The following is a 24,932-nucleotide window of genomic DNA, read 5'->3' as shown; positions in this document are numbered from 1 at the left end:
CTGGTGCGATCAACCGCCAGGTCGGTCCCCACGCGGATGCGAGCTCGTCGTGGATGGAGTTGCGGTCGGTTGCTGGGAGCGCGGCGTAGACATCGTGCGCGATGGTGATGACGAGCTGTTGTTCGCCCCTCTCGGCGAGACCGGTGCAAGTCGCCGGTGCGTCGGGTTGGTCGATGGCGAGGGCGGCGCTTGCTGCGGCCCACCAGGCGTGGTGTCCGGCGCGGCCTTCTTCGGTCTAGGGGCCGAAGGGGTGGGCGGGGTCGTCGGTGTCGGTGCGGAGCTGGTCGCGGTGGGCGGCGGCGAGAGCGATGGCGGCTCGCCAGCGGTCGTAGGTGGCTTCGTCGGTGGGAGTTTCGCCGAAGGCTTCGGTCCAGGCGGGCCGTTCGGTGATGGCGTGGTCGGTGAGGTGGTCGACGCGGGCTTGGATGGCGCCTGCGACGTGGTCGAGGTAGTCGCGGAGTTCGCGACGCTTGTGTGGAGTGACGTGGGTGTGGTGGCCCAGGGGAGCGGGTGTGGTGCGTGTTCGATGGCTTGGAGGCGTTGGTGCCAGGTGAGTTCGTGGCCGGCTTCGAGCGCGAGGCCGGTGAGAGAGCGGTCTGGGGCGAGTTCGTCGATGAGTTCGGCAGGGTTGCCTCCTGCGTTTTCCCAGGCTTTGACGGTCCAGGCTTGGCCCGCATGTGTGGGGTCGAGTTCAATCAGGCGGGTCTGGCGTTCGATCCGCCAGGCGAGGTTGGGTGCGATGTGGTCGAGGCCGTCGAAGTCGCGTTGCGCCGCGGCGCGATAGAGCGCTTCGGCAGAATACTGGCCGGCCTCCTCAGCACGACGCAGCGACCCGATGACCGCGGGCCAGGCCCGCTCGGCGGTGACGCGGTCGGCGAGTTCCGAGCCGAAGATGTCGGCGAGTTCAGTCCGATAGCGGTCGGCGGCCCGTGTCGGCTCGGCCTCGTGTGCGGCGTTGACCGGGAACCGGACGGGCCCCGGGTGGAGTGCGGTCGTGGTGTCGAGGTTCGCCTCGGGGTAGTGGGGCCGGAGGAGTTCCCTGTAGCGATCGAGGTCGTCGGGTCTGGGTTCGGCGCCTGCCGGGGGCGGGGTGTGGCTGTCCATGTGGCCGTTGATCCTCCCGATCAGCACGGCGCTGACCGAGCCTGCGTCGTCGACCGGTCCGCGAGCGATGGCGAGGGTGAGGATCTGCTCGGGGTTCCACCCGGCGGCCTCGGCTTTGGCGAGGGTCCCGGCGAGCGCGCCGCGGCCGTTCGCTTCGATGTCGGCCAAGTGTTCGGCGTCCAGGACGGAGGTGAGGACGCGGGTGATGAGGTCGGCGTAGTGGTGGTCGGCGGCCATGTCGGTGGCGGTGCGGTAGCGGGGGACGAGCTCGTGGAGGTCGCCGGATCGGGCGGTGAGGCGCTGGTCGGTCTCGGTCGCGGACAGGTTGTCGGGTTCGCGGGCGAGGATCTGTTCGGCGACTTCGCGGGCGGCGGTGGCATCGGGGTCCCATTTCGGGCGATCGAACTGACGGTCGGTGTCGGCCGGGATCTCGCTGTGGGTGATGGCGTACAGGGTGGTCGTGAGGGCGGCGCGGGTGGCGGCGACGTAGAGGGCGTCGCGGGTCATCTGGCCGGTGAGGATCGGGTGGGCGGTGTCGACGGTCATGCCCTGGCAGCGGTGGACGGTGGCGGCGTAGGCGAGTTCGACATGCTTGGCCACGTAATCGGCGGGGAGCACTATGGTGCCGCCGGATTCGCGGGACTTGACCTTCAGCGATCCGTCCGCATGGGTCGAGACCACGTCCCAGGTGGCGCCGTTGCGGACGAAGTCCTTCCCGCCGCAGTACTTCAGGTCGTATTGGTTGTGGCGGGTAACGATCCAGTCCCCGCGCCCTGCGGTCTGTCCGTTCCCGAGTGCCACGCCGGTCTCGGCGACCTGCCCGGCGGCGATCCGGTCGGCACGGGCCCAGGTGGCGAGGGTGGTGTCGTCGGTGTTGGCGTAGGCCGCTTGGAGCATGGCGTCGCGCGAGCCGCCGCGGAGGCGCTCGTGGTCTTTCCTCGAAAGAGGGGGCCGGGTTTTTTGTTGTGTTATGGGGTGAACGGGGGTTTGACGATGCGGACGGGGACGGGGCCTTCGGGGCCGGGGGTGTGGAGTTCGGTGCTGGGTTTGAGGTCGGGGTCGAGGAAGGCGAGGGCGATGCCCTTGTCGACCGTGGGGGAGTAGCCCGCGGAGGTGGTGGCGCCGACCTGGCGTTCGCCGTCGTAGACCGGTTCGTCGGCGAGGGGGACGGCGTCGTCGAGGGCTTCGAGGCCCCAGAGGCGGCGGGCGGGGCCGGAGATGCGGACGGTTTCCAGTGGCTCCTTGCCGTGGAAGGCCTCCTTGCTCCAGCCGACGGCCCAGCCCATGCGGGCCTCGACGGGGTTGATGTCCGGGCCGATCTCGGTGCCGTACTTGGGGAGCCCGTGCTCCAGGCGGAGTAGGTCGTAGGCGTCGAGGCCGCACGGGGTCGCGCCGGAGGCGAGCAGGGCGTCCCAGAGTTTCAGGGCGGGCTCGTTGTCCAGGACCACGAGGTAGCTCTCCTCGCCGAAGCGGTCGGTGCGGCAGGACCAGGCGCCCTCCCACAGTGCGGCCGTGGCGATCTCGAAGTCCAGATGCGGGTGGCCGACCGGGATGCCGAGGCGGTCGAGGACCAGCTCCGCTTCGGGGCCGTGCACCTCCAGGATCGTCTGGGCGCCGTCGAGGACGGCCAGTTCGACCATGCCGGGGAGGTAGTCGTTGATGACGATTGCCGCGTCGAGCCAGTTCGCGGCAGTGCCGAGGAGCACGAAGCTGGACTTGGTGAAGCGGTTGACGAGGATCTCGTCGATGACGCCGCCGTCGCGGTTGCACAGGAGGCTGTACTGGGACTTGCCGACGCTGTTGAGCCGGTCGATGTCGTTGGTGAGGATCGCGTTGAGCGCGTCGCCGGTGCCGATCCCTTGCAGCATGACCTGCCCGTGGTGGGACAGGTCGAAGACGCCGGCGCCCTCGCGGACGGCGGCGTGCTCGCCGTAGGTGTCGCCGTAGTCCATCGGGACCAGCTGCGTGTCCCGCAGGCCCCACTTCCACTCCTCGAAGCGCGCGCCGAGCGCTTCATGGCGGTCGTGGAGCGGGGAGCGCCGGGGCTTCGTTTCCTTGTCTGCCATGTGCGGACGGTAGCGCCTGGTCACCCTCCGCCACAACCCTCGAACGTGCGCGGTCCTACCCGCGGCCGATCCGGCGGCTCACGTCCAGGAGGTAGCGGTTGCCCCGCAGTTGCGGATGGGCGCCGTAGAGCAGGCCGAACGCCTTCGTGACCATGTCGTCGACCAGCCCCGTGAGCACGGGGAGCGGGACGGACGCCGTGGCCGGGTGGAGGTTCGAGGAGATGCGGACCTGGTCCTGCTGCCTGAGGAAGCGGTAGACGAGGCCCTCGGCGGTCATCGCGGTCTCGGCCCGCGGATCGTCGGCGAGGGCGCGCGGCACCCACGACCAGGCCAGTGCGAAGTCGAGCACCGGGATGTAGGTGGTCGAGAAGTCCTGTCCCGCAACGGTGAGCACGGCGTTCACGCGGAAGCGAAACGCCAGGAACTCGGCCTCGGGCAGGTCCTCCCAGGAGGTCGTCTCGTCGTCCTCGCCGAGGGTGAGGGACGGGGTCCAGGACGGGTTCCAGGACTCGTCCTCGTGGCGGGGGTCGAACCGGATCGCGGTGTCCTCAGTGGTCATTTCGGGAGCCCTCCATCACATGCCGTCATTGTGCGGCCAAGGGAACGCGGTCAGCATGTTGCCGTCGCCGTCGACCACCACGCGGATGCCGGTCTGCCCGTTGCGCCCGGTCGGGTTGTTCGCGTCGTGCGTGTTGTAGTCATGGTAGTTGCCGCCGCGCGGGTCGGTGGGGTTGCGCGGGTTCACCTGCACCTGCCCGGGCCCGGGGTTCTGGACCGTGGCGATCATGTCCCGGAGCCGCTGCTCGGTCATCTTGTCGTCGTGCCAGATGTTCTCGTTCTTGCCGTCCTTGTCGTACTGGCTGCCCTTCTTGTGGTCGTCCCAGGCGTGCTTGATGGACTTCTCGCTGGCCTTGAACGCGGGCTTCGGCTTCTTGGGCTTCCTCGGCGGCGGAGGCGCGGCCGCGGGGGCGTCGGCCTGGTCCACGTCCGCGTCCTTGACGACCTCCTCGGACTTCCTCTGGTCGCCCGACAGGCTGTTGCCGTCGTGCTGCGTGCGGGGCTTCTTCCGCTTGCGGCCGTGGAGGCCGACGAGCACGACCAGGACGTAGACGGCGGCGGCGCGGAGGATCAGTCTCTTCATGTGGTCGCCCTCATCCGAACAGCAGGTCGCGGAGGGCGGAGATGGAGTCGATGAGGCCGGTGATCCAGCCGAAGATCCTGCCGACCCACTCGGTGATCCTGATGACCGCCTTGGGGATGACCCAGGCGGCCCCGACGCCGACGGTGAACGCCACCTCTGCGGCCCAGGCGATGAGGGCGCCGATGCATTCGGCGACGAAGTCGCGCACGAACTCGCGGACCATCGTCACCAGCTCGCCCGCACCGCGGGTCGCGGTGGCGAGCGACAGCGCCGTGCCGCCGATGCAGCCCATCGCGTCGGCGTTGGTGTCGCCCTTGTCGCGGTAGGCGTCGGCGGCGTCGCCGTCCCATCCTTCGATGTCGGCGTCGACGAACGCCTCCATCGCCTCCGACATGGCGAAGCACTCGTTTGCGACGTTGTCCCAGGTCATCGCGTGCGCCTCGACAAGCGTGGGGTTCCCCGCCAGCATGTCGAGGGCCTCTTGCAGCGGCTCCACGTGCTCGATCAGCCACCCGACCCCCGCCGCCGCGAGCGTGCCGATCGGATCGACCACGGCCCCCACGGTCTCCAAAGCGGCACCGAGCCCGGCGACGGACGCGTCGATCCACGAACCTGAGTCGATGGCGGTGGCGAGACCGGCGTAGGACTCGACGATGCCCGCTCCGGCGACCGATTCGCCCGGCTGGGGCGGGACGTCGCTCTCGGTGGCTACTAAATCGCCCATGGCGCTTCCTCTCGGCGTGTCACAGTTCGCCCTCGATCTGGTCGAGGTCGGCCGCCGCCGCGTCGTCCACGTCGCGGTAGCTGGCCGCGGTGTCCTTCAGCGCCTGGGCGAGCCGCTCCAGGTTGCCCTGCTCCATGGAGGTGAGCTCGCGCTGCGTCGACTGGCGGCCTTCGAGAATGGGAGGGAGGAACTGGCAGATGATCCCGTACGCCTGGTCGTCCTGGCTGACGGTGTCGATCGCGGACAGGACCGCGTCGAACCGCTGGTGGAGCGTCAGGATGTTGGCGGCGTGGGCGTCGAGCTCGTCGGGATCGACTTCGATGTGGGTGCCCATGCCGGCCCTCCTCGGTGCGAAACCGACCGGTCGGCCGGTCGGTGGGTGCAAGTTCGGACACTACCGAAGCGGCGCAATCGTTTGGGTACAGGAATGTGCCGTCTGACATCTTCTGCGACTAGTGGCGTTTGCTGTGGCTGAATTTTTCGGGCCTGGACCCCCTGATGGACTGCGTGAACTGCCTGAGAGGCCGGTGTTGCCGCTGCTATATTCGTCTGCGCAATATTCGCCGTGAGGACCGCTAGGAACATCGAGAATGCAGCAGTACGCCATGCTGATCGCCCCCTCCGCCAACCGCGTGTACGCCCGGGCCGCGGTTCGGATGGTGGCCAATGAGATCGCCGTGCTCGGGCTGGGAGCACTGGACGGGGCGGTCGAGGGGGTCGAGGAGCGGGTGCTCGGCGGGGTGCCGTACCTGGTGTTCCGGTCGGCGTCGCTGAGCGGGCGGGACGTGCGGCTGCTGTCAAACACGTCTGCGCTGTTCGCGCTGTTCGAGGTGCACGGGACGATGCTGGAGCCCGTCCCGGTGCAGCGCATGGACCGGTACGACGACGACCTGGTGTCGATCCTCAAATACGTGGGGAAGACGAACGAGCAGTTCACGAAGCTGCTGCTGAACGTGACGGCGGCGAGCGCGTTCGGCGCGGAGCGCATCCTCGCGGGCGGGCTGAAGGTCTTCGACCCGATGTGCGGGCGGGGCACGACGCTCAACCAGGCGGCGATGTACGGGTTCGACGCGTTCGGCGTCGAGGTCGACAAGCGGGACTTCGAGGCGTACGGAGCGTTCCTCCAGCGCTGGCTGAAGGACAAGCGGCTCAAGCACAAGGCCCTGACGAGCCGCGTCAAGCGCGACGGCCGCGGGGTGGGGCAGCAGACGCGGGTGGAGTTCTCGGCAACGAAGGAGCTGCACCGGGCGGGTGAGACGCAGGTGGTCGAGATCGTCAACGCCGACACGCTGCGCAGCGGCGAGGTGTACCGGCGGCGGAGTTTCGACCTGATCGTGTCGGACGTGCCGTACGGCGTGCAGCATGCGGCCGTGCGGGAGTCGCGGGCGCTGTCGCGGCGGCCCACGGAGCTGCTGGAGGCGGCGATCCCCGTGTGGGCCGAGCTGCTGCGGCCGGGGGGCGCGATGGGCCTGTCGTGGAACACGTACATGACGGAGCGCGCGGAGATGGCCGGGATGCTGGAGGCCGCGGGTCTGGAGGTCCTGGACGCGCCCCCGTACCTGGACTTCGAGCACCGCGTGGACCACGCGATCAACCGGGACCTGATCGTCGCTCGCATGCCACGGCAGTGATTGCGCGACACGCTGAAGCGAAGTTTCCGGTTTTTGTAGGGTTCCGCAGGCGGATTCGCTAACTGACGGGCGCCTGTCGCTTACGAGCCTGTCCACAAGCGAGCCTCATCGTGCGGGTCCGACAAAAATCGCGCCGGTCAAGCACTGTCATCACTTTGGGTGTCGTTGACTTCACTCAAAGTCGCCTTTAGATTCTCCTTCAGCGACACCCACCTGTCGACTTGGAGGAACCATGAACTGCCGCAAAGACATCGCTCCGCACCCGCGCCAAGCCGTCTCGTACTCGACCTTCTTCCTCAACGTGCTCACCGGCCGCAAGCCCGCTTCCGAGGCCCGCCTCTTCGCCACCGACGAGGGCTGGGCCGCCTTCGCCCGGGTCCGCCGCCGCGTCCCCGGCCACTTCACCCAGGTCCGCGTCCGCAAGGCCACCCTGCCCACCCCCGCCACCGCCGAAGTCGTCGCGATGGTCGACAACGGCCGCTCCCACCTCGCCATGACCTTCTCCTTCACCGCCACCCGCCACGGCTGGCGCCTCGCCCACTGCGAGCTCCTCGACAGCTCCCATGCGAGGCACCGCCTCTGAGGGCCGGACGCGACGGAGCCGCCTGATCCGATCGGATCAGGCGGCCCCGTTGTCGGCGTGGTCAGCGGCGGGAGCAGTTCGAGCGGAGGTCGAGGTTGGTGGCTACGTCTTGCCAGGCGAGGTATTTGAAGTTGGTGGAGGATTCGTCGGTGCCTTCGGGGGTGTTGTCGCCGTCTTGGACGACGAGGAGGCCGCCGGGGTAGCCGGGGAGGGGGATGTTGACGACGTCGGCGCCGTCGCTGTGCTGGGTGGCGTCGACGGGGCCGTTGGCGATGGAGAAGGAGCCGAGGTAGGCGTTGGCGCCGCGGAGGCTGTAGACGGCGTAGGTGTTGTCGCCCTGGGAGGACGCGAGGAGGTAGCCGGTGCCGCGGCCGGTGGAGTAGACGGTCAGGCCCTCGATGTCGGTGCGGAGGACGTCGCCGCCGTAGCCGGGGTCGGGGCCGTAGTCGCACTGGTCGGTCTCGGGGTTGTAGGCGCCGGGGATGCCGAACTCGACCGCGGTGTCGACCAGTTCGGGTTCGCCTTTGAGATCGGCGCTGATCTTCCAGATGCCCACGAGTTCTTGGCCGAGGTAGGCGGTGCCGCTGTGCTCGTCCACGACCATGCCTTCGACCTGGGCGTACTGGCCGGGGTCGTCGCAGGTGGTCCACTCGGTGCCGTCGGGGAGTTCGAAGGAGGCGGGGAGTTCGAGGGTGCGGACCTTCTTCCAGGTGACCTTGTCGCCCTCGGCTTTCAGCTTCAGCAGGGCCACCTCGGTCTCCGAGTTCCGGCTCACGAGGGCGTAACTGCCGCTTCGGTTCTGGAACGTCGTCAGGCCGTACGCGGTGTGCTCCCCGTTGATCTCCTCCTGCGACTGCGTGAAGATCGTCCCGGCGGACTCGGAGGTCACGTCGACCAGTCGGCCGTCCTCGATCTTGAAGATGCCCAGGTCGTCCATACCCCGGTCGGAGGCCACGGCGAGGTCGACGCGTTCGCCGTCGAGCTTGAAGTCCTCGATGAGGTCGACGTTGTTGTAGCGGCCGGGGGCGTCGTCCTCGCCGGGGGCCGGGCGGGGGGCGACGTGCTGGAGTTCGTTGCCCTGCAAGTCGTAGACGTAGAGGCCGGCCTCTTTCGCGGTGGTGATGACGAGGCTGTCGGCGGGGTCGTCGGGGTCGATCCAGATCGCGGGGTCGTCGGCGTCGGCGTCGTCCTCGGACCACAGGGCGGGGGTTTCGAGGATCGCGGTCACCGGTTCGTCGTCGCGGTGCGCCTGCGCGGGGGCGGCGACCAGGAGCGTGAGAGCGCCGAGGGCGGTGAGGGCGAGGGTGCGGGACGGCAAGGGTCCTCCTTGATGGGAAGGGTTCAGTTGTCGGATCGATCCTCGACCCCGCCGATGAACCGCCAGTGAACCCCTTCCCAACCTCAGGCGCTTCTGGTGCGCGTCCTCCACAGCAGCCAGACGAAGTACGGCGTCCCGATCAGCGAGCAGACCAGGCCCGCCGGGATCTGCGCCGGGGCGATCACCGTGCGGCCCAAAGTGTCCGCGAGGCTCACGAGGAGGACGCCCAGAAAGATCGAGACCGGGAGGACCCGGGAGTGGCGGCTGCCGACCAGGCCCCTGGCGAGGTGCGGGGCCACCAGGCCGACGAAGCCGATCACGCCCACGACGGCGACCGCGGCGGCGGTCAGGACCGCGGCCGCGCCCAGCAGGAGCAGCCGCGTGCGCTCCAGGCGCACACCGAGCGTCCGCGGCGTGTCGTCGTCCAGCGCGAGGAGGTCGATCTCCTTACGGTGCGCGATGATCAGCGGCAGGACCACCACGATCGCGGCGAGCAGCGGGATGAGCCGGTCCGAGGTCCGCCCGTAGGTCGTCCCCGACAGCCAGGTCATCGCCTTCGGCGTGTTCCACGGGTCCGAGGCCAGGATGATCAGGGTGATCGCGGCCATGCCGATCGACCAGACGCCGATGCCGACGAGGACGAGGCGGGACGTGTCGAGGCCGCCGCGCCACGCGAGGGCGTACACGAGCGCGAACGCGCCCAGCCCGCCCACGGCGGCGACGCCGGTGACGGCCCACGCGCCCGACGAAGGGGCCCAGGTGATCAGCGTGACCGCGCCGATCCCCGCGCCCGCGGTGACGCCGAGGAGGCCGGGTTCGGCGAGGGGGTTGCGCAGGATGCCCTGCGTGACCGCGCCCGCGCAGGCGAGGGCGGCGCCGGCGAGGACCGCGGCGAGGACGCGGGGGTAGCGCTGCTCGATGATCCACGTGTAGCTCGCGCCGGTCTTGCCCGCGACCCAGTTGAGGAGGTCGCCGCCGAGGAGCATCGTGTCGCCCGAGAGCATCCCGGCGAACAGCGCGCCGAGCGAGGCGGCGGCGAGGCCGGTCACGATGAGCACGAACGCGGTCCGGGACCGGTTGGCGGCGCCGTGGAGGATCGCGGGGCGGTCCTCCGAGCCCGCGCTGGTCACGGTGCGGGCGAGCCAGACCATGACGGCCGCGCCGAGGATCGTCGTCGTGACGCCCACGGGGATCTCGATGCTCTTGTCGGCGCCGAGGATCGCGCGGATCGCCAGGTCCGCGGCGACGATGACGAGCGCGCCGCACAGGGCGGCGAACGGGATGAGGACCCGGTGCGCCAGCAGCGAGGGGAAGCGCCGGGCGATCTGGCGGGCGATGACGGGCGCGGCGAGGCCGACGAACCCGATGGGCCCGGCGATCGTGACCGCGCATGCCGCCAGCAGCAGCGAGCAGACGACGGCCACGGTCCTGGTGCGCCGCACGTGGACGCCGAGACTCGACGCGGTGTCGTCGCCCAGGCGCAGCAGGTCCAGGCGCGGCGCCCACAGCATCGCGGCGGCCACCGCGAGGACCACGAGCGGCGCGGCCTGCGCCATGGAGTGGAACCCGGCGAGGTTGAGGCTCCCCGAGCCCCAGGCGAACAGGCCGGTCGTCTCCTCCTGGAACAGCAGGATCAGCAGCGACACGAGGGAGTTCGCGGCCATCGCCGTCGCCGACCCGGCGAGGATCAGCCGGGTCGTGGCCGACTCGCCGCCGCCCGCCGAGAGCGCGAGCACCAGGCCCGCGGTCAGCAGCGCGCCGATGAACGCGACGCCGAGCCCGGAGACGAACGGCAGCGTGATCCCGAAGGCCGCCACCGCGGTCACCGCGAGATAGGCCCCGGCGTTGACCGCGAGCGTGTCGGGGCTGGCGAGCGGGTTGCGCGCCACCGACTGGAGGAGCACGCCCGAGGCGCCCAGGGCGATCCCGACGAGGACCGCCCCGGCGAGGCGCGGCAGGCGCGCCCCTTGGAGGACGTGCCACACGCCGGCGTCCGCGTTGCCGGAGACCAGCGCGAGCAGGTCTCCGGCGTCCACCTCGGACGTGCCCTGCGTGAGGTGGAGGGCCGCCAGCGCGACCAGGGCTCCGACCGCGATGGTGAAGGCCGCCGCGGTGGGAAGGAGGCGCGGGGCCCTCGGGGCCGGAGCCTCCGGTCGCGCCGGCGGACTCAGGGTGCTCAACTGGCGTAGACCTCGGCGAAGTAGTCGAGGATCGCCTCGGAGGACTTGGGGCCGCCGAAGGTCCAGACGCCGTGGGGGAGTTCGTAGATCGTGCCGTCCTTGACGAAGGTCAGGTTCTCCCAGATGGCGTTCCCGGCGACGCCGTCGGTGAAGATGTTCCCGCCGTCGGCGTTGTTCCAGATGAACTTGAGGTCGGTGTCGGTGTACTGGGCCATGCCCTCGATGTCGGTGCCGCCCAGGCCCCACGCGCCGTCGGTCTCGCCGGTCCAGGCGTTCTCCAGGCCCACGGCGGTGCCGAGGGAGCCGACGAGGGAGCTGGCGGCGAAGGGGCGCACGGAGACGGCGTCGCCCTCGGCCCAGCCGTCGGCGTACAGGTAGGGGACGGTCCCGGTCCCGGCGGCCTCGATGGCGGCCTTGGTGTCGGCGATCTTGGCCTCGAAGTCGGCCCAGAGGGTCTCGGCCTCGTCGGTCTTCCCGGTGAGCTCGGCGATCATGTCGACGTCGCGGCGCATGCGGGCGATGTTGTCGGTCTCGTTGGAGCCCTCGGTGACGAGGACGGGCACGAACTCCTCGATGGAGGCGATGAGGTCCTCGTCGTCGGTCTCCATGACGACGAGGTCGGCGCCGAGTCCGGCGATGGCGTCGATGGACGGCTCCTGGCGGGTGCCCACGTCGGTGACGGTGTCGTCGAGGGGGACCGCGGCTCCGGCCCAGGTCGTGTACCCCTCCATGTCGGCGACGCCGACGGGCATGAGGCCGAGGCTGGCGACGATCTCGACCTCGGCCCATTCGAGGGCGACCACGTTCTCGGCGGGGGCGTCGAGTTCGACGGTGCGGCCGAGGAAGTCGGTGACCGAGACGGGGCCGGCGCCGGTGTCGGAGCCGCCGTCCGCGCCGTCGTCTTCGGTGGTCCCGCAGGCGGTGGCGGCGAGGACCGCGGCCAGTGCCGCGGGCACGGCGAACGTCTTGAGGGCGATGCGCATCGGGTTTTCCTTCTATTCGGTGGTGGTGCCCGCGAGCCTGCGGGAGTGGTGGCGGCCGATGGGCCGGGCCGTGAGCAGGCCGGTCGCGGGGTCGGCGTCGACGCGGATGTCGATGCCGTATGCGGCCGTGAGGTTCTCGGCGGTGAGGACCTCGGCCGGGGTCCCGGCGGCCTTGACGCGGCCGTCGTGGAGGAGGACGGCGCGGTCGGCGACGGCGGCGGCCTGGTCGAGGTCGTGGAGGACGACGCCGACGGCGGTCCCGTGGTCGTCGGCGAGGTCGCGCACGAGGTCGAGGATCTCGACCTGGTAGCGCAGGTCGAGGTGGTTGGTGGGCTCGTCGAGGAGGAGCACGGCGGTGTCCTGGGCGAGGCAGGAGGCGAGCCAGACGCGCTGGCGCTCGCCGCCGGAGAGGGCTTCCATGCCGCGTTCGGCCATGTGCTCGACGCCGCAGATCTCCATGGCGCGCTGGATCTTCGCGGGCCCGTCGGGGTCGCTGTGGCGCCAGCGGCCGCGGTGGGGGTGGCGGCCGTAGCCGATGACGTCGAGGACGCGGATGCCGCCGGGGACGGGGCGGGACTGGGAGAGGAGCGCGACGCGGCGGGCGAACTCCTTGGGGCTCAGGGACGCCGCCTGGGCGCCGTCGGGGAAGTCGACGGTCCCGGCCTCGGGGCGGTGGAGGCGCGCGAGGGCCCGCAGGAGGGTGGACTTCCCGGACCCGTTGGGGCCCAGGAGGGCCGTGACCTCGCCGCCGCGGAGGCCGAGGTCGGCGTCGTGCACGACGGTGTCGCCGAAGTAGGCGAGTCGGAGGGCGCGGCCGTTCAAGCCTGCGTCGTCTGGCATGTAGGTAAGGCTAACCTACGTCGGTCTCGATTGCATCTCGCAAGGTCACAGAGTGGGAACACTCGGTTCCCGCAGGTCGGGAGGGGTCCATATGGCAATGAATCCCGTTCGCGCCCAAACGGACCCTAGTCCGGTGAGGACGCGCACACCACGCGTAAGAGTGAAAACCGGCGCGCCGCTCTGGACTCGGACGTGCCGCGTGGGTTCGACTGGTCCTTGGCAACATCGCGCCGATGCACCCCGTGTCGGCGCGGGACGCCGGAGAGGACGAACATGACACCGAATGCGAAGGTGGGGCCTTCGAGTGTCGCCACCATGGACGACATCTGGACGGTCGACCGAGTCAAGCAGCTCGGCGTGATGACCAATGTCGAGACCGCGGCGCAGATCCTGGGGATCGGCCGCACGGTCGCGTACCGACTGGCGAAGGACGGCGACTTCCCCGTCCAGGTCCTCCGGATCGGCCACAGCTACCGGGTCCCGGTGCTGCGGCTGCTGGAGGTGCTCGGCGCCGACGGCGACCGGGTCGACTGAGCCCGGCCGGGGCCCGGCAGGGGTCCCGGCGGCCTGAACCGCACAGGTGAATACAGCGCGGCGGCGCGGCCCCTGGGGAGGAGGACCGCGCCGCCGTCGACGTTCTAGCGCTTCTTGCGCTTGTCCTTGTGCTGGAAGTGCACGAACAGCCGCCCGAAGTTCTTCGAGTCCTTGTCGACCCGGTGGTACATGGCCTTGACGTCCTTCTGGTCGAGGAACCGCAGCACCTTTTTCTTGAGCTGCCCCGAGCCCTTCCCGGGGATGATTTCGACGAGGTCGATCTTCTTCGCGACCGCCTCCTCCATCACGTCCCGCAGGGCCTTCTCGATCTGGTCGCCCTTGTTGAAGATGTCGTGGAGGTCCAGCACCAGTTTCGCCATGACCGCAGCCTAAGCCCCGGTCCGCCGGATGTCCGGCTCGATGTAGATGAGCTTCGCTTTCGGGACGGCCGCGCGGATGCGCGCCTCGGCCGCGTCGATCTCCGCGGCGACCTGCGCGCCCGTCTCGGACCGGTCGATGCCGACCTTCGCGGCCACCAGCAGCTCGTCGGGGCCCACGTGCAGGGTCTTGAGGTGGATCAGGGCGCTCGTGCCGTCCTGCTTGATCGCGCCCTCGATCGCCGCGATGTCCTCGGCCGTGGCCGACTCGCCGATGAGCATCGAGCGGATCTCGATCGCCAGGACCACCGCGATGCACACCAGCAGCACGCCGATGCTCATGGTGCCCAGTGCGTCGAACAGCCCGTTGTGGGTGATCCAGGTCAGGCCCACGCCCAGGAGCGCGAGCACGAGGCCCACGAGCGCGCCGATGTCCTCCAGGAGGATCACGGGCAGCTCGGGCGAGCGGGAGCCCTTGATGAACTGCACCCACGACTGCTTGCCGCGCACCGCGTTCGACTCCTTCACGGCCGTGCGCAGCGAGAACGACTCCAGCGTGATCGCCACCAGCAGCACGACCACGGCCACGAGCGGCGACTCCAGGCCGTGCCCGGTGTCCTGAAGCTTGTGCCACCCCTCGTACAGCGCGTACACGCCGCCGATGGAGAACAGGACGATCGAGACGATGAACGCGTAGATGTAGCGCTCGCGCCCGTACCCGAACGGGTGGGCGGGGCTCGCGGCCTTGCGGGAGGCCTTGCCGCCGATCAGGAGCAGGACCTGGTTCGCCGCGTCCGCCACCGAGTGGACGCCCTCGGCGAGCATCGACGCCGAGCCCGTGATCGCCGCCGCCACGAACTTGCTGATCGCGATCCCCGTGTTCGCCGCGAGTGCCGCGACGATCGCCTTGGTGCCGCCTTCTGCTGACATGCGCCCGTGATTCCTTCCATGAACGTGCGCGCGCTGCATGCGGCGCAGGACGAGTCTGTCATGGGCCCGCCACCCCCCATCCGGGGAGCGGGCGCCGTCCCGTCCGGTGGTGAACGCTACCGCCGTTCGACCGGGCGGTGTGCCCCCGAACGCTGGTACCGTTGAGGCAGGCGACGCCCCGGGAGCTCCGGCACCCGGTCAGGGCAGGCGCCCGTACACCGCCAAGGGGCCCTCAGCGCCCCGGCCCCGGCCCACCGGCCGCGGCCCCTGTACGGACGCGGCCCGCATCGCCCGCGCGCGGACCGAGTGGTGGACCGGTTCCGGCAATACGACCCGCAAGGGTCCTGCCGAGAACCGACTCTGCACCTGGAGTACCGCCGTGACCACCCTCGACCGCCCCGCGTCCCCTGCGGGCGCCGCCTCACCGACCGCCGCCGCACCCGAGCGCGCCACGCCCAAGCAGTGGCTCGCCGTGGCCGCCGTCTCCCTCGGCGTCTTCGTCGTCATGACCTCCGAAGTCCTCCCTGTGGGCCTCCTCACGCCCATCAGCGCCGAGCTCGGCGTCAGCGAAGGCACCGCCGGACTCATGGTCACCGTCCCCGGCCTCGTCGCCGCCGTCTCCGCGCCCCTCGCCGTGGTCCTCACCCGCCGCGTCGACCGCCGCCTGGTCCTCCTCGGCCTCGCCCTCCTCGTCGCGGGCGCGAACCTCGGCGCCGCCACCGCCGACGGGTTCGGGCCGCTCCTGGCCGCCCGCGTCCTCGTCGGCGTCTCCATCGGCGCGTTCTGGGCCGTCGCCGGCGGCATCGCCCTGCGCCTCGTCCCCGCCCGCGACGTGCCCCGCGCGACCGCCGTCGTCTACGGCGGCATCGGCGCGGCCACCGTCCTCGGCATCCCCGCCGGGACGCTCATCGGCGACCACTTCGGCTGGCGCGCCGCGCTCCTGACGCTCATGGTCCTCGCGCTGGCGGCCATGGCCGCGATCGCGCTGCTCGTGCCGAGGCTCCCGTCGGTCACGACGGTCTCGTTCGCGTCGCTCCCGAGGCTGGTGCGCCGCAACAGGGCCGTGCGCACGGGCCTGGCCCTGACGTTCTTCATCGTCACCGGCCACTTCATCGCCTACACGTTCATCAGCCCGATCCTCCAGGCCCACGGCATCGCCGCCTCGCAGGTCTCGGGCCTGCTGCTGGTGTTCGGCGCGGCCGCGCTCATCGCCACCGTCGCGTCCGGCTCGCTCATCGGCAGGCACCTCAAGGGGACGCTCGCCGCGCTCGGCGTGATGATGGCGCTCGGCATGGCGCTCATGGCGTTCGCGGTCGGCGACCTGTTCTCGGCCGCCGCGGTCCTCGTCCTGTGGGGCGCGGGCTACGGCCTCGTCTCCCCGGCCGTGCAGACCTGGTACATGAACGCGGCCGAGCCCGGCGAGGTCGAGGTGGCGACCTCGCTGAACACCGTCATGTTCAACCTGTCGATCGCCGCCGGCTCGTTCGCGGGCGGCTACGCCGTGGACGGCTCGGGGCCGAACACGGTGCTGTGGATCGGCGCGGCCCTGCTCGTCCCGGTCGTGCTCATCGCCTTGCGCGCCCGGAAGCGGGCTTGAGCCACCGGTCGACGAGCTGCGCGAGCGCCGCGAGGAGCAGCGCGGCGCCGAGCACGATCGCCGTGTTCAGCGCGGCCCGCGGCCAGCTGAGCTCGGCGGCGTCGAGGAACGGGTAGGGGTACCAGCCGGTCGCGTGCCCGCGCCAGAACGTGTACCCGATCCACGCGGCGGGCCACAGGAACGCGAGCCACGCCGTGCCCCCGTCGACCTGCCCGCGCGGCCCGAACACGAGCCAGCTGAGCAGGAACGCGGCCGGGCTGACGTAGTGGAACGCCGCGTTCACCCACCACGCCACGCCCACGGGGTGGACCAGCGGGGCGAGGACCAGCGCGAACACGATCCCGGTGATGACGATGCCCAGGAGCGCGTCGAGGTGCAGCACCCGCCAGGCGCGGCCGTCGCGCTTGGGGTCGGCGGCGAGGAGCCCGGAGGCGGCGAGGACGAGGACGTTGCTCTGGATCGTGAAGTAGCTGAACAGGCGGATCAGCCGCTCCTGGAGCTCCGCGGGCTCGGCTTCGGCGGCGTTCACGTCGGTGCCGCCCTGCACGACGAGCACCACCTGCGTGATCAAGGCCGCCAGCACGATCGTGAACAGCGCCCCGTGCCACGCCCGGCTCGCCCGCATCCGCCCGCTCATCCGCTTCCCCATGCGCGGGAGCGTACCGAAACCGGGAGGTTCCGGGCGGGGATTCAGGCCGCGACGGGCTCGCGCCGGAACGGCTCGGCCGCGGCGGGGTCGCACGCGGGCGCGTGCTTGCGGAACTGGCCCGGCGGGGTCCCGAAGTCGCGCTTGAACGCGGCGGCGAACGCGAACTCGGACCCGTACCCGACCTGCCGCGCGATCGAGGCCAGGGGCGCCTCGGTGTCGGCGAGGAGCCGCGCGGCCACCGTCAGCCGCCACGACGTGAGGTACGCGAGCGGCGGCTGCCCGACCATCTCGGTGAACCGCCGCGAGAACGCCGAGCGCGACAGGCCCGCGACCCCGCCGAGGGCGGCGACGGTCCACTGGCGGGCCGGGTCGGCGTGGATCGCCTCCAGCGCGGGGCCGACCGCCTTGTCCGCCAGGGCCCTCGCCCAGCCCGCGAAGCGGCATTCGGCGGTGCGGGGGCCCAGGAGCGCGCGCAGCAGGTACATCAGGACCGCGTCGAGGAGCGCGGGGACGAGCGTGTCGCCGCCGCGCTGCTCGGAGGCCAGCTCGCCGTCGAGCATGGCGACGGCGTTCGCGAGGCCGGGGCGGGCCTCGGGGTCGGCCGGGAGGTGGACGAAGTCCGGGAGCGTGCCGATCAGCGGGTGCGTGCGGTTCGGGGCGAGTTCGTAAGCGAGGCAGATGATCACGTGCGTCGCGTCGGGGTCGTCGGAGCGGAGCACCGCGCCGGGGAACGCGTGCCCCGGTTCGCACCTGGGGCCCGGCGGCGTGTCGGGGGAGTCGGCGACGAGGTGCGGGGCGCCGTGGGGGACCAGGAGCGCGTCGCCGGGGCCGAGCTTGAACGTCTCGCCGCCCTCGGTGACCGCGACCGCGGTGCCGCGCACCATGAGCTGCACGCCGAACCCGTTCGGGCGGCCGATCCGGTGGTCGGACCACGGCCCCGACTTCGCGAACCGGGCGGCGAAGGGCCTGCCGGTCCGCAGCACCGTCATGACATCGCTGAGCACGTCCATCGCTGAAGCCTAGCCGGGCCGGGACGATCGGACATGAAGCGAGGACGCTCGCGGATTGGCGCTGTCGGAGGGTCCCTCTACCGTCGACGGTGTCCACCGGATTCCACACTTATGCAACGGAGACCCCATGTCCGACACCGACACCGCAGTGCCCGCGAAGACCGCCCCGGTCTGGCGGGCCCGCCTCATCGCCCTCGTGGCCGCCGCCGTCGCGGCCGGCCTCACCGCCGTGATCGCCGCCGCGCTCGGCGTCGAGATGCGGGCCGCCAACCCCGGCCAGGACCCGATCGAGGTCGGCTTCTTCGCCGGGGCCTTCATGACCCTCCTCGCGGGCGGCCTCGGCTGGATCGCCCGCGCCCTCCTCGACCGCTTCGCCCCCCGCAAGGCCGTCCTCCTCTGGCTCATCGGCGCCGGTGTCATCTTCGCCCTCGAAATGGTCCCGCCCTTCTACACCGAGGCCACCCCGGGCACCACCGCCGTCCTCATCCTCATGCACGTCGTGGTCGCCGCAATCCTCGTCCCGATCTTCGCCCGCCCCAGACGCCCCCGCGAGAACTGAGCCCCCCGCAAGGGCCGACCCGCCTCCCGGGTCGGCCCTTGCGCGCCGCCAAGGGGTCTCATACGCTGTCGGTCCCCTACGGTGAGGCACGACATGGCTTCAATCGGCGACGTCGCCGCGGCCCTCCGCACGGCAGTGGCCTCCGCTGATGAGGCGGCGGACCAGGTTCGCGCGGTGGATGAGCAGGTGGAGGGCGCGCTCGCTCCCCTGCGAGCGGCTCTTTCAGACTCGGCCAACCACGACGCCCACGAAGGCCTCGGAGCGCTCAGCGCGGTCCTCGAACGCCTCGCCGAAGCCCTCGCCGCCCTCAAAGCGGGCTCGGATCGGATGGGCGAATACATCGCCGCGATCGCAAGCGGCGGCGGATCAGGGCCACCCGCGACGGGCGGCCGCGCCAGCGGCAGCGGTTTTGATTCGCGGAGGCGCGATCCAGCGAAGGCGGCGGCGGTTCGTCGGTTCGGTTGGCCCAGGCGACCCGACGGGAAGACCTCGGCGCGAGGGTTGCTCTACGACGGCTCGGGCAAGCAGGTCCTTCATGCTCCGCTGCGAGCGCTGAAGAGTGGACAGGTTTATAACACGCCCGATCTCAAGCCAGAATGGCGTAGACCAGAGATGAAGACCTCGTGGCACATCGAAGGAGGAGCGGCAGCTTACATGCGGTCGACGGAGACGAAGGAGATGTCGCTGTGGCTGAATCTTCCAGCATGCGGAGACTACGGCCCTTTTGCAGACCCCGACCCCAACGGCTGTGACGCCAACCTGCCGAAGATCCTTCCGCGGGGTTACACGCTCCGTGTCCACACGGAGTATGAACATGGCGGCGCACGAGTGAAAACGTACCGCGGAACCGGAGAGGCGCTGAAAGATGACTGATGACTTCGAACGATGGGTAGTGACCACTGATCCCGAGCAGCTCGCCGACCTCAAAGCGAAGGCCGAGGTGTTGGGTAGTGCTGAGCTCGGCGAGTATGCGATGAGTCTTGGCCTGCGCCCACCCCATCATGTTGAAGGTCGGCCGGTCAGTGTCGAGGAGGCGAACCCGCCCGGATACGACGGCGAGCCGTTGTTGATGTGGACGGGATACTTTCCGTCCGTGCACCCGGATGAAGTGCCCCGAGAGGATGACGGTGAAGACAGCGCCGCGCTATGGACGTCCATAGGCGTCGAAGTCGTGGATGCCTCCGAGGCCACCGACGACGGGAGATGAGGCGATTGATGGGACGACCCCTCCGACATCGACCAGCGGGACAAGCGGAGCTTGTTCTCGGTTCGGTTCCCGCCGGGCTCGGATATCGGAGTACTCGAATGGGACTGGTGGCCCGCAGAGGGCGATGTCTAGGCGACTACTCGGCGGAGGTGAGGAGGGCCTTGAAGTCGGGGGTGGTGAGGTTGAAGATCGGGGAGTCGTGACCGAGCTTGGAGTCTCTGACCTGGAAATCGCCGGTGTGCTGTTGGCGGGCCTCGACGCAGCTGCTGTCGTTCTGCGCGCCGCTGCGGGTGCTCTTACGCCAGGTCGAGCGGCATTCGACGCAGTTGCTGTCGTCTTGTCCGGCACTGCGGGTGCTCTTACGCCAGCTACCGTATCCAGTCATCGAGGCGCCCTCCAATTCGTTGGCCTGCCGACCACATCCTCTTGACCCGGTCAGTGTACAAGCTGACGGTTGCCTCCTCCTCGATGTGTCGGCTCTGATCGAGAGTTTCGACGTAGACGAGAGAGGGCGGTGCCTTCAAGAATCCGCCAGGAAGGTAGATGTCGAAAGCGTGTTCGGCACCGTAGATCAGCTCGTCGAGGATGCGGATTTCTGTGTTAGGCCACCGATCGACCTGAAGCAGGTGGTCGAACAGCCCGCCAGCACCCTCCCATCCTCTGAGCCTCCGAAGCACATTGGAGCTCATGAGATAACGCGCAATCGGGGCAGGGCGCCGATTCTGAAGCGTCTGAAAGCGCCGGAGCTTCCGCTGCCAGTTCGGCGTCGAGTTTCCGAGGCCCGGGAGCATCTCCGTGTGATAGCGCCGGTCTTGTAGCGGCCCATGGACGTACAAGGGCTCGAACTTCCAGAACTCACCTGCCGTCGCCTCGGCCCGCTCGACTATGAAGATATTGCGCTTGTCCAGGTCGGAGACCACTGTTCCCTTGTCGAGCTGGTTGACGACATGGACCAGGAAGTTGATCCGCTTCTCGCTGGCACCGCAGATTTGGGCGAACCGAGCGACCATGCCGGCCTTCGGGCGAGTCTCGCCGGAGAGCCAGTTGTTGATCGTCCTAGTGCTGACACCGAGTTCTGCGGCGATCTGCACGAGGGTGAGTCGGGTTTCCGAGACCAGTGCGTTGAGGTCGGCTTTGAGATACCAATCCGCGACTTTTGCGAGCGGCATGGCGCCTCCCTGAGTTCGTTGGTGGGAACGGACCGTAACGAGACAGTACACAGACGCTTTCGCGGCCCGCAATAGGGGATTGGGCACCGGAAAGGTTGCGGCGCAGAACTTTCCGGCAAGGCTTTCGTATGCCTCTTACCTGCATGAACTTCTTCGGTGTCGAGTCTTCTGTCTCCCTTGAGAAGCACATAGATTCAATGCATCGAAGGTCGCCCGACTGAAGGGCGAGAATGTGTCGGGAAGCCGACAGTCTGAATTGGAGGCGTTCTATGGGCGACCGAAATGCGGTAGGAGGCTTTCGGGACGACTACCGCACCTATACGGTCATCGCGTCGAGTGTCGATGCGCCCGACTCGTTCCAGGTGGTCACCGGAGCGGCAGGGGACGATGTGGTGCTGGTGGTCTCGGGCCTGAACTCGGGGGACCTGAAGGCGACCTGGGGCCGGTTCTGGCGGACGTTGAAGCCGCAGGCGAAGGTGTGGGTGGAGGAGCAGGCGTTCCGGGCCTTTTACCGGCCGCGGCTCGCGGCGGCTGATGAGTCGCGGTTCTGCGATGGGTAGCGCGGCCGTCCGGGACGAGGGCCCGTACAACCTCCGCTCCGACGGCAAGCCCGGGGTGGACGGCTACCTCGGCGACTTCCGCAGGGGCCCGGCGGTGTTCACGCTCTACGACCTGGGCCACGACCATCCGGGTCGGCTGGTGAAGGTGACCGACTACCTGTTGGACGTGGACGACGGCGCGGGCGCGCGGGAGTGCTGCCGGTTCACCGACGAGCCCGACGACGCCCCGGCCTGGAGCAGGGCGTGGAACAGCGATCCGTGGTGCCCGTGGATCATGCAGCAGTGCGCGGGCCTGATCAAAGCGCCGGACACTGCTTGACCATCAAAGACACTCCGCGGCCCGGCGATTGAACCTCGGGCGGCCCGCGGAGCCTGAAGGGCCCGCATCTCCCCAGGATGCGCGCGGCCCTGCGCGGGCCGGTCGGGGCTTGGTGGAGCCCCGGCCGGCCCCCCGCTCCGTCCGTACTGGACCGGGCGGCGGGTTCGGTTCTAGAGTGGGACGGATTGCTGTGCTCCCCTCTGCGCTGCAACGGACCCCATGAAGGAGCTCCGCAATGGCAACCTCGACGCCGGTGGTCGTCGGCCATCTTCACGGCACGATGTACCACGCCGAGGACAACATGATCCGCAGCAGCCGGATCGACCTCGCGGCCTCGGTCGATGTGCCCGATACCGGCGCAGAGCTGGTCGAGCTGCCCTGCCCCGAGTGCGGGCTGCGGCTGCCGGTGCTCGTGTCCGCGCCCGAGGAGCACGTGCGGGTCCAGCGGCGGCGCAACGGGATCGTGCTGGGGCTGTTCGGGCTGGCGGCGGCGTTCGTCGCGGCGGCGGTGGTGCTGTTCACGACCGGCGGGTTCGCGTGGCCGCCGATGATCTGCGTGTTCGCCGCCATGGGCACGCTGGGCCTGGCCGCGTCGAACGGGGTGCGGCGGATCGACCGCGGCCCGGGGGTGCGGATTCCGGAGCGGCGGCTGAACGCGGCCGTGAAGGAGCAGGCCGCCGAGATCCCGGGGGAGAAGTGGGCGGCGGGGCACAGCATCCGCTTCGGCGTGATCGAGGTGCGCCGCAACCGGTACACGGGCGAGCTGATGTAGACGGCGCGGGCCGGCTGGGGCGATGGGTTCCCGGCCGGCCCGCGTCCTCATCCCCTCATCAGCAGTAGAGGTTCGATCCCGCGGCGACGCCGAGGATCGAGGTGAAGGACTGGTACTTGGTGACGCGGCTCTGGACCTGGGCGGGGTTGCCGCCGTTGCACTCGATGGAGCCGTTGATGGACCGGATGGACTCGCCGAAGCCCGCGCCGGAGGTCATGGCGGTGTGGCCGGTCATGGTGCCCGGGCCGGACTGGGTGTTCCAGTACCACAGGGCGGTCTGCCACGCGACCGTCGCGTTCTGCTCGACGAGCCACGGGTTCGTCAGCAGCGGCAGGCCGAGGGCGTTGCCCGCGGCGTTGTAGTTGAAGTTCCAGCTCAGCTGGATCGGGCCGCGGCCGTAGTAGGCGGCCTGGCCGGCGGGGCAGCCGTAGGACTGGCTGGTGTCGCAGTAGTGGGGGTAGTTCGCGGTGTTCTGCTCGACGATGTGGACGAGGCCGCCGGTCTCGTGGGAGACGTTGGCGAGGAACGCGGCCACCTCCTGCTTCTGGACCGTGGCGCTTCCGGTGTTGCTGAACGCCGGGTAGGACGCGGTCGCGTTGACGAAGCCCTGGTAGGTGTAGAAGGAGTTCCGACCGGGGAACATCTGGTTGAACTGGGCCTCGGTGACGTCGAGGCCGGCGGGGGTGCCGGGGTTGCCCGGGTCGGTGCCGCCGCCGCAGGCGACCGGGTTGCGCCACACGCCCCACTCGCCGGTGGTGCCGGGCGTCTCGCCCTGCGTCCACCACTGGGCGGTCCAGTTGTTGCCGTTGTAGGAGACGACATTGCCCTGCGTGTAGACGGAGCCCGCGTTCCATGCCGCGGCGCAGGCGGTCTGCGCGTTGGCGGCGGACATCGAGATGCCGGTGGCCAGGGCCAGGGAGAACACGAACGCGCCGATCAGCGCGATCAGCTTCCGGCGGGGTCGACGGAGCATTGGATCACCTCATATCATTAAGAAGCCTTCCTTATAGATAAATGTAACTTTCTCCGTCGAACCGCACAAGAGCCTGGAAACGGTGTCCTGCCGGATTTTTCACGAACTGACGGTCATCGGCCGTCCGAAGCGGACCGCCACCCCCGGCGTCCACAGGACGCTCACCGGACCGCCGCCCACGGTGAGGCCCGCGTTCTCCACCAGGTCCTCGTCGCACTCCACGAGCTCGGCCCGGTGCAGCGGCCACCGCGGATGCTCGTTCGGGATGAACCGCAGGCGCCCCGCGATCACGGTGTGCAGCCCCCACCGGGCCGTGAGGAAATGCTCCAGATCGGACGGCTCCCGGATCGGCGCGCCCCTGCGCACCGCGATCCGGCTCGTCGGGTACTCCGGCCCCGGCCAGCGGCGGCGGCTCTCGTAGACCGTCACCTCGCCTTCGGTGCGGATGGTCATCTTCGACCACACGTAAGGCAGCCGGAACCCCGTGCGCGCCGCCAGGACCGGGACGAGCCGGGACGCGTCGAGCGTGCGGAACACGACGCCGCGACGGCCCGTGCCGTCCACCGAGTACAGCCGCACGTTCGTCTCCGGGAACGTCCCGAAGTACGGCACGCCCGGCAGCGAGAACCACCCGACCCGGTGCATCCGGAACGGCACCAGGCCCACATAGGCCCGCCCCTCGAACAGGTCCGGGACCGTCCCCGGCGGCAGCAGCAGCGCCACCTCCTCCGGGTCCGCCTCCCAGTGCAGGAACGCCAGGTCCAGCCACGACTGCGTCATCAGCGCCCGGCCGACCGGCCGCGGCGGATCGGGGGTCACCGGTTCGAGGAGCATGACTCCAGGATCGCAGGTCTAGGCCGGGACCGCGCCCGTGTCCGGGTCGCGCGAGGTGATGCAGTACTCCAGGCCCGCCGGGTCCCGCATGACCTGCCACCAGTGGTGGCGGCGCACCGCCGTCGCGCCGAGCCCCGTGTGCCGCAGCGTTTCCGCGTCCACATCGGAGCACGCCAGGTCGATGTGCGCGGCGCTCGACTGCCCGCGCTCGGCCGCGTCGAGGCGCTGGATCAGGAACCGCAGCGGCAGGTCCGGCGGGGACAGGAGCCGCCGGAACTCCGGCGAGTTCGACGGCACCTGCGGCCAGCCCGTCAGACGCTGCCAGAACACCAGCTCGTGGTCGAACGCCTGCGGCGGCACGTCCAGGCACAACTGGTCCGCCCGGCTGCGCTGCCCGCTCGGCCACGCCTCCGGCGCGGGCACCTTCACCTCGCCGTGGTGGTCCACCAGGCAGAACGCGAACCCGCCCGGGGAGCGCAGCACCACCAGGCCCGGCTCCGCGAACACCGGCGCCGCGCCCAGGACCTGCGCGCGCTCGGCCTCCGCCTCCACGTCGTCCACGTGCAGGTCGAGGTGGTTGCCGCCCTTGCCCTCCCGCACCCGCTGCACCCGCAGGCACGGGTCCGCGCCCGGCGGCACCAGCGTCGCGAACGACCCGCCGGGGCCGCGGCGCGGCGACAGCGTCGAACCGGTCGCCTTGAGCCAGAACGCGACACCGGCCTCGAAGCCCTCGGCGGGGAAGTCCCAGAACGCGGTCGTCCATCGAATCGCCATCCACCGAGCGTAGTACGGATGATGATCGAAATTCGCGTTCCCGCGCCGTCGCACACCCGACTGCTCACCGTTTCCCCAGCTCGCTCACAGTCCAGCCG

Annotated in this window: 29 protein-coding genes; 10 read left to right on the top strand and 19 right to left on the bottom strand. The window is 70.0% G+C overall.

The features are described 5' to 3' along the window. Positions 1-9: 9 nt before the first annotated feature. From ACFFXY_RS21460 to ACFFXY_RS21435, 6 genes are all read right to left on the bottom strand, one after another. The gene (locus ACFFXY_RS21460) at positions 10-1,905 is read right to left on the bottom strand and encodes a hypothetical protein (protein WP_382355342.1); all 1,896 of its coding nucleotides are present in this window, start codon (positions 1,903-1,905) and stop codon (positions 10-12) included. A gap of 167 nt (positions 1,906-2,072) precedes the next feature. After that, positions 2,073-3,170, bottom strand: coding sequence for an aminomethyl transferase family protein (locus tag ACFFXY_RS21455; protein ID WP_382355339.1), 1,098 nt, complete (start codon positions 3,168-3,170; stop codon positions 2,073-2,075). A gap of 55 nt (positions 3,171-3,225) precedes the next feature. Next, positions 3,226-3,729, bottom strand: coding sequence for a hypothetical protein (locus tag ACFFXY_RS21450; RefSeq protein ID WP_382355336.1), 504 nt, complete (start codon positions 3,727-3,729; stop codon positions 3,226-3,228). A gap of 15 nt (positions 3,730-3,744) precedes the next feature. Further along, the gene (locus ACFFXY_RS21445; protein WP_382355333.1) at positions 3,745-4,311 is read right to left on the bottom strand and encodes a hypothetical protein; all 567 of its coding nucleotides are present in this window, start codon (positions 4,309-4,311) and stop codon (positions 3,745-3,747) included. A gap of 10 nt (positions 4,312-4,321) precedes the next feature. Next, the gene (locus tag ACFFXY_RS21440) at positions 4,322-5,035 is read right to left on the bottom strand and encodes a hypothetical protein (RefSeq protein WP_382355330.1); all 714 of its coding nucleotides are present in this window, start codon (positions 5,033-5,035) and stop codon (positions 4,322-4,324) included. Between the two features lie 19 nt (positions 5,036-5,054). Next, positions 5,055-5,369 carry a type VII secretion target gene (locus ACFFXY_RS21435; protein ID WP_382355327.1) on the bottom strand — a complete coding sequence of 105 codons (315 nt, stop codon included), beginning with the start codon at positions 5,367-5,369 and terminating at the stop codon, positions 5,055-5,057. A gap of 256 nt (positions 5,370-5,625) precedes the next feature. Here ACFFXY_RS21435 and ACFFXY_RS21430 point away from each other — a divergent pair, with 256 nt between their 5' ends. Next, a complete protein-coding gene (locus ACFFXY_RS21430; protein ID WP_382355324.1) occupies positions 5,626-6,666 on the top strand; it encodes a TRM11 family SAM-dependent methyltransferase in 1,041 nt (346 codons plus the stop codon). 232 nt (positions 6,667-6,898) lie between these two features. Beyond that, on the top strand, positions 6,899-7,249 hold the full coding sequence (locus ACFFXY_RS21425; RefSeq protein WP_382355321.1) for an Rv3235 family protein: 351 nt from the start codon (positions 6,899-6,901) through the stop codon (positions 7,247-7,249). Between the two features lie 61 nt (positions 7,250-7,310). On the opposite strand, the gene ACFFXY_RS21420 is transcribed toward ACFFXY_RS21425, so the two are convergent. The 4 genes from ACFFXY_RS21420 to ACFFXY_RS21405 form a co-directional block, all read right to left on the bottom strand. After that, positions 7,311-8,567, bottom strand: coding sequence for a phytase (locus ACFFXY_RS21420; protein WP_382355318.1), 1,257 nt, complete (start codon positions 8,565-8,567; stop codon positions 7,311-7,313). Between the two features lie 83 nt (positions 8,568-8,650). Then, the gene (locus ACFFXY_RS21415; protein WP_382355316.1) at positions 8,651-10,747 is read right to left on the bottom strand and encodes an iron ABC transporter permease; all 2,097 of its coding nucleotides are present in this window, start codon (positions 10,745-10,747) and stop codon (positions 8,651-8,653) included. After that, the gene (locus ACFFXY_RS21410; RefSeq protein WP_382355313.1) at positions 10,744-11,730 is read right to left on the bottom strand and encodes an ABC transporter substrate-binding protein; all 987 of its coding nucleotides are present in this window, start codon (positions 11,728-11,730) and stop codon (positions 10,744-10,746) included. Before ACFFXY_RS21410 ends, ACFFXY_RS21415 begins: the two co-directional genes overlap by 4 nt. Before the next feature lie 12 nt (positions 11,731-11,742). After that, positions 11,743-12,570 carry an ABC transporter ATP-binding protein gene (locus ACFFXY_RS21405; RefSeq protein WP_382355310.1) on the bottom strand — a complete coding sequence of 276 codons (828 nt, stop codon included), beginning with the start codon at positions 12,568-12,570 and terminating at the stop codon, positions 11,743-11,745. A 273-nt stretch (positions 12,571-12,843) separates the two neighbouring features. Between ACFFXY_RS21405 and ACFFXY_RS21400 the strand changes: the two genes are divergently transcribed. Then, the gene (locus ACFFXY_RS21400; RefSeq protein ID WP_382355307.1) at positions 12,844-13,104 is read left to right on the top strand and encodes a helix-turn-helix domain-containing protein; all 261 of its coding nucleotides are present in this window, start codon (positions 12,844-12,846) and stop codon (positions 13,102-13,104) included. 104 nt (positions 13,105-13,208) lie between these two features. Here the strand turns inward: ACFFXY_RS21400 and ACFFXY_RS21395 are convergent, their stop codons facing one another. Both ACFFXY_RS21395 and ACFFXY_RS21390 read right to left on the bottom strand, forming a co-directional pair. Beyond that, entirely contained in the window at positions 13,209-13,484 is a 276-nt protein-coding gene (locus ACFFXY_RS21395; protein ID WP_382355305.1) for a Smr/MutS family protein, read from the bottom strand. A gap of 9 nt (positions 13,485-13,493) precedes the next feature. Further along, entirely contained in the window at positions 13,494-14,411 is a 918-nt protein-coding gene (locus ACFFXY_RS21390) for a cation diffusion facilitator family transporter (RefSeq protein WP_382355302.1), read from the bottom strand. Between the two features lie 379 nt (positions 14,412-14,790). Here ACFFXY_RS21390 and ACFFXY_RS21385 point away from each other — a divergent pair, with 379 nt between their 5' ends. After that, positions 14,791-16,008: an MFS transporter gene (locus tag ACFFXY_RS21385; protein ID WP_382355299.1), complete on the top strand. Its 1,218-nt coding sequence runs from the start codon at positions 14,791-14,793 to the stop codon at positions 16,006-16,008. Here the strand turns inward: ACFFXY_RS21385 and ACFFXY_RS21380 are convergent. Both ACFFXY_RS21380 and ACFFXY_RS21375 read right to left on the bottom strand, forming a co-directional pair. After that, entirely contained in the window at positions 15,977-16,657 is a 681-nt protein-coding gene (locus ACFFXY_RS21380) for a Pr6Pr family membrane protein (protein WP_382355296.1), read from the bottom strand. The two genes, ACFFXY_RS21385 and ACFFXY_RS21380, sit on opposite strands and share 32 nt — an antisense overlap. A gap of 41 nt (positions 16,658-16,698) precedes the next feature. After that, complete coding sequence (locus tag ACFFXY_RS21375) at positions 16,699-17,667, bottom strand: AraC family transcriptional regulator (protein WP_382355293.1); 969 nt, start codon at positions 17,665-17,667, stop codon at positions 16,699-16,701. 127 nt (positions 17,668-17,794) lie between these two features. Between ACFFXY_RS21375 and ACFFXY_RS21370 the strand changes: the two genes are divergently transcribed. From ACFFXY_RS21370 to ACFFXY_RS21360, 3 genes are all read left to right on the top strand, one after another. Next, complete coding sequence (locus ACFFXY_RS21370) at positions 17,795-18,226, top strand: DUF6069 family protein (protein ID WP_382355291.1); 432 nt, start codon at positions 17,795-17,797, stop codon at positions 18,224-18,226. Between the two features lie 93 nt (positions 18,227-18,319). Next, the gene (locus ACFFXY_RS21365; RefSeq protein ID WP_382355288.1) at positions 18,320-19,099 is read left to right on the top strand and encodes a DddA-like double-stranded DNA deaminase toxin; all 780 of its coding nucleotides are present in this window, start codon (positions 18,320-18,322) and stop codon (positions 19,097-19,099) included. Continuing rightward, entirely contained in the window at positions 19,092-19,433 is a 342-nt protein-coding gene (locus ACFFXY_RS21360) for a hypothetical protein (RefSeq protein WP_382355285.1), read from the top strand. The genes ACFFXY_RS21365 and ACFFXY_RS21360 overlap by 8 nt, the downstream gene beginning before the upstream one ends. 136 nt (positions 19,434-19,569) lie before the next feature. Here the strand turns inward: ACFFXY_RS21360 and ACFFXY_RS21355 are convergent, their stop codons facing one another. Together ACFFXY_RS21355 and ACFFXY_RS21350 are read right to left on the bottom strand one after the other, a co-directional pair. Then, positions 19,570-19,818: a DUF397 domain-containing protein gene (locus ACFFXY_RS21355; RefSeq protein WP_382355282.1), complete on the bottom strand. Its 249-nt coding sequence runs from the start codon at positions 19,816-19,818 to the stop codon at positions 19,570-19,572. Continuing rightward, positions 19,802-20,602 (bottom strand): Scr1 family TA system antitoxin-like transcriptional regulator, encoded by an 801-nt coding sequence (locus tag ACFFXY_RS21350; protein WP_382355279.1) that lies wholly within the window; start codon positions 20,600-20,602, stop codon positions 19,802-19,804. The genes ACFFXY_RS21355 and ACFFXY_RS21350 overlap by 17 nt, the downstream gene beginning before the upstream one ends. Before the next feature lie 269 nt (positions 20,603-20,871). On the opposite strand from ACFFXY_RS21350, the gene ACFFXY_RS21345 reads away from it, so the two are divergent. From ACFFXY_RS21345 to ACFFXY_RS21335, 3 genes are all read left to right on the top strand, one after another. Then, on the top strand, positions 20,872-21,162 hold the full coding sequence (locus tag ACFFXY_RS21345) for a hypothetical protein (RefSeq protein ID WP_382355276.1): 291 nt from the start codon (positions 20,872-20,874) through the stop codon (positions 21,160-21,162). Next, on the top strand, positions 21,155-21,481 hold the full coding sequence (locus ACFFXY_RS21340; protein WP_382355273.1) for a hypothetical protein: 327 nt from the start codon (positions 21,155-21,157) through the stop codon (positions 21,479-21,481). The genes ACFFXY_RS21345 and ACFFXY_RS21340 overlap by 8 nt, the downstream gene beginning before the upstream one ends. A gap of 235 nt (positions 21,482-21,716) precedes the next feature. After that, on the top strand, positions 21,717-22,253 hold the full coding sequence (locus ACFFXY_RS21335) for a hypothetical protein (protein WP_382355270.1): 537 nt from the start codon (positions 21,717-21,719) through the stop codon (positions 22,251-22,253). A 58-nt stretch (positions 22,254-22,311) separates the two neighbouring features. On the opposite strand, the gene ACFFXY_RS21330 is transcribed toward ACFFXY_RS21335, so the two are convergent. The 3 genes from ACFFXY_RS21330 to ACFFXY_RS21320 all read right to left on the bottom strand — a co-directional run bounded on the left by ACFFXY_RS21330 (position 22,312) and on the right by ACFFXY_RS21320 (position 24,834). Next, a complete protein-coding gene (locus tag ACFFXY_RS21330; RefSeq protein WP_382355268.1) occupies positions 22,312-23,226 on the bottom strand; it encodes a glycoside hydrolase family 19 protein in 915 nt (304 codons plus the stop codon). A 99-nt stretch (positions 23,227-23,325) separates the two neighbouring features. After that, entirely contained in the window at positions 23,326-24,060 is a 735-nt protein-coding gene (locus tag ACFFXY_RS21325) for a YqjF family protein (protein ID WP_382355265.1), read from the bottom strand. An 18-nt stretch (positions 24,061-24,078) separates the two neighbouring features. Continuing rightward, positions 24,079-24,834, bottom strand: a complete 756-nt coding sequence (locus ACFFXY_RS21320; protein ID WP_382355262.1) for a VOC family protein — start codon at positions 24,832-24,834, stop codon at positions 24,079-24,081. Positions 24,835-24,932 lie beyond the last annotated feature (98 nt).

It is taken from the genome of Glycomyces mayteni (assembly GCF_042428885.1).
Classification (GTDB): domain Bacteria; phylum Actinomycetota; class Actinomycetes; order Mycobacteriales; family Micromonosporaceae; genus Glycomyces; species Glycomyces mayteni.
The sequence above is the reverse complement of the archived record's forward strand: the minus strand, read 5'-3'. Positions and strand labels throughout refer to the sequence as shown.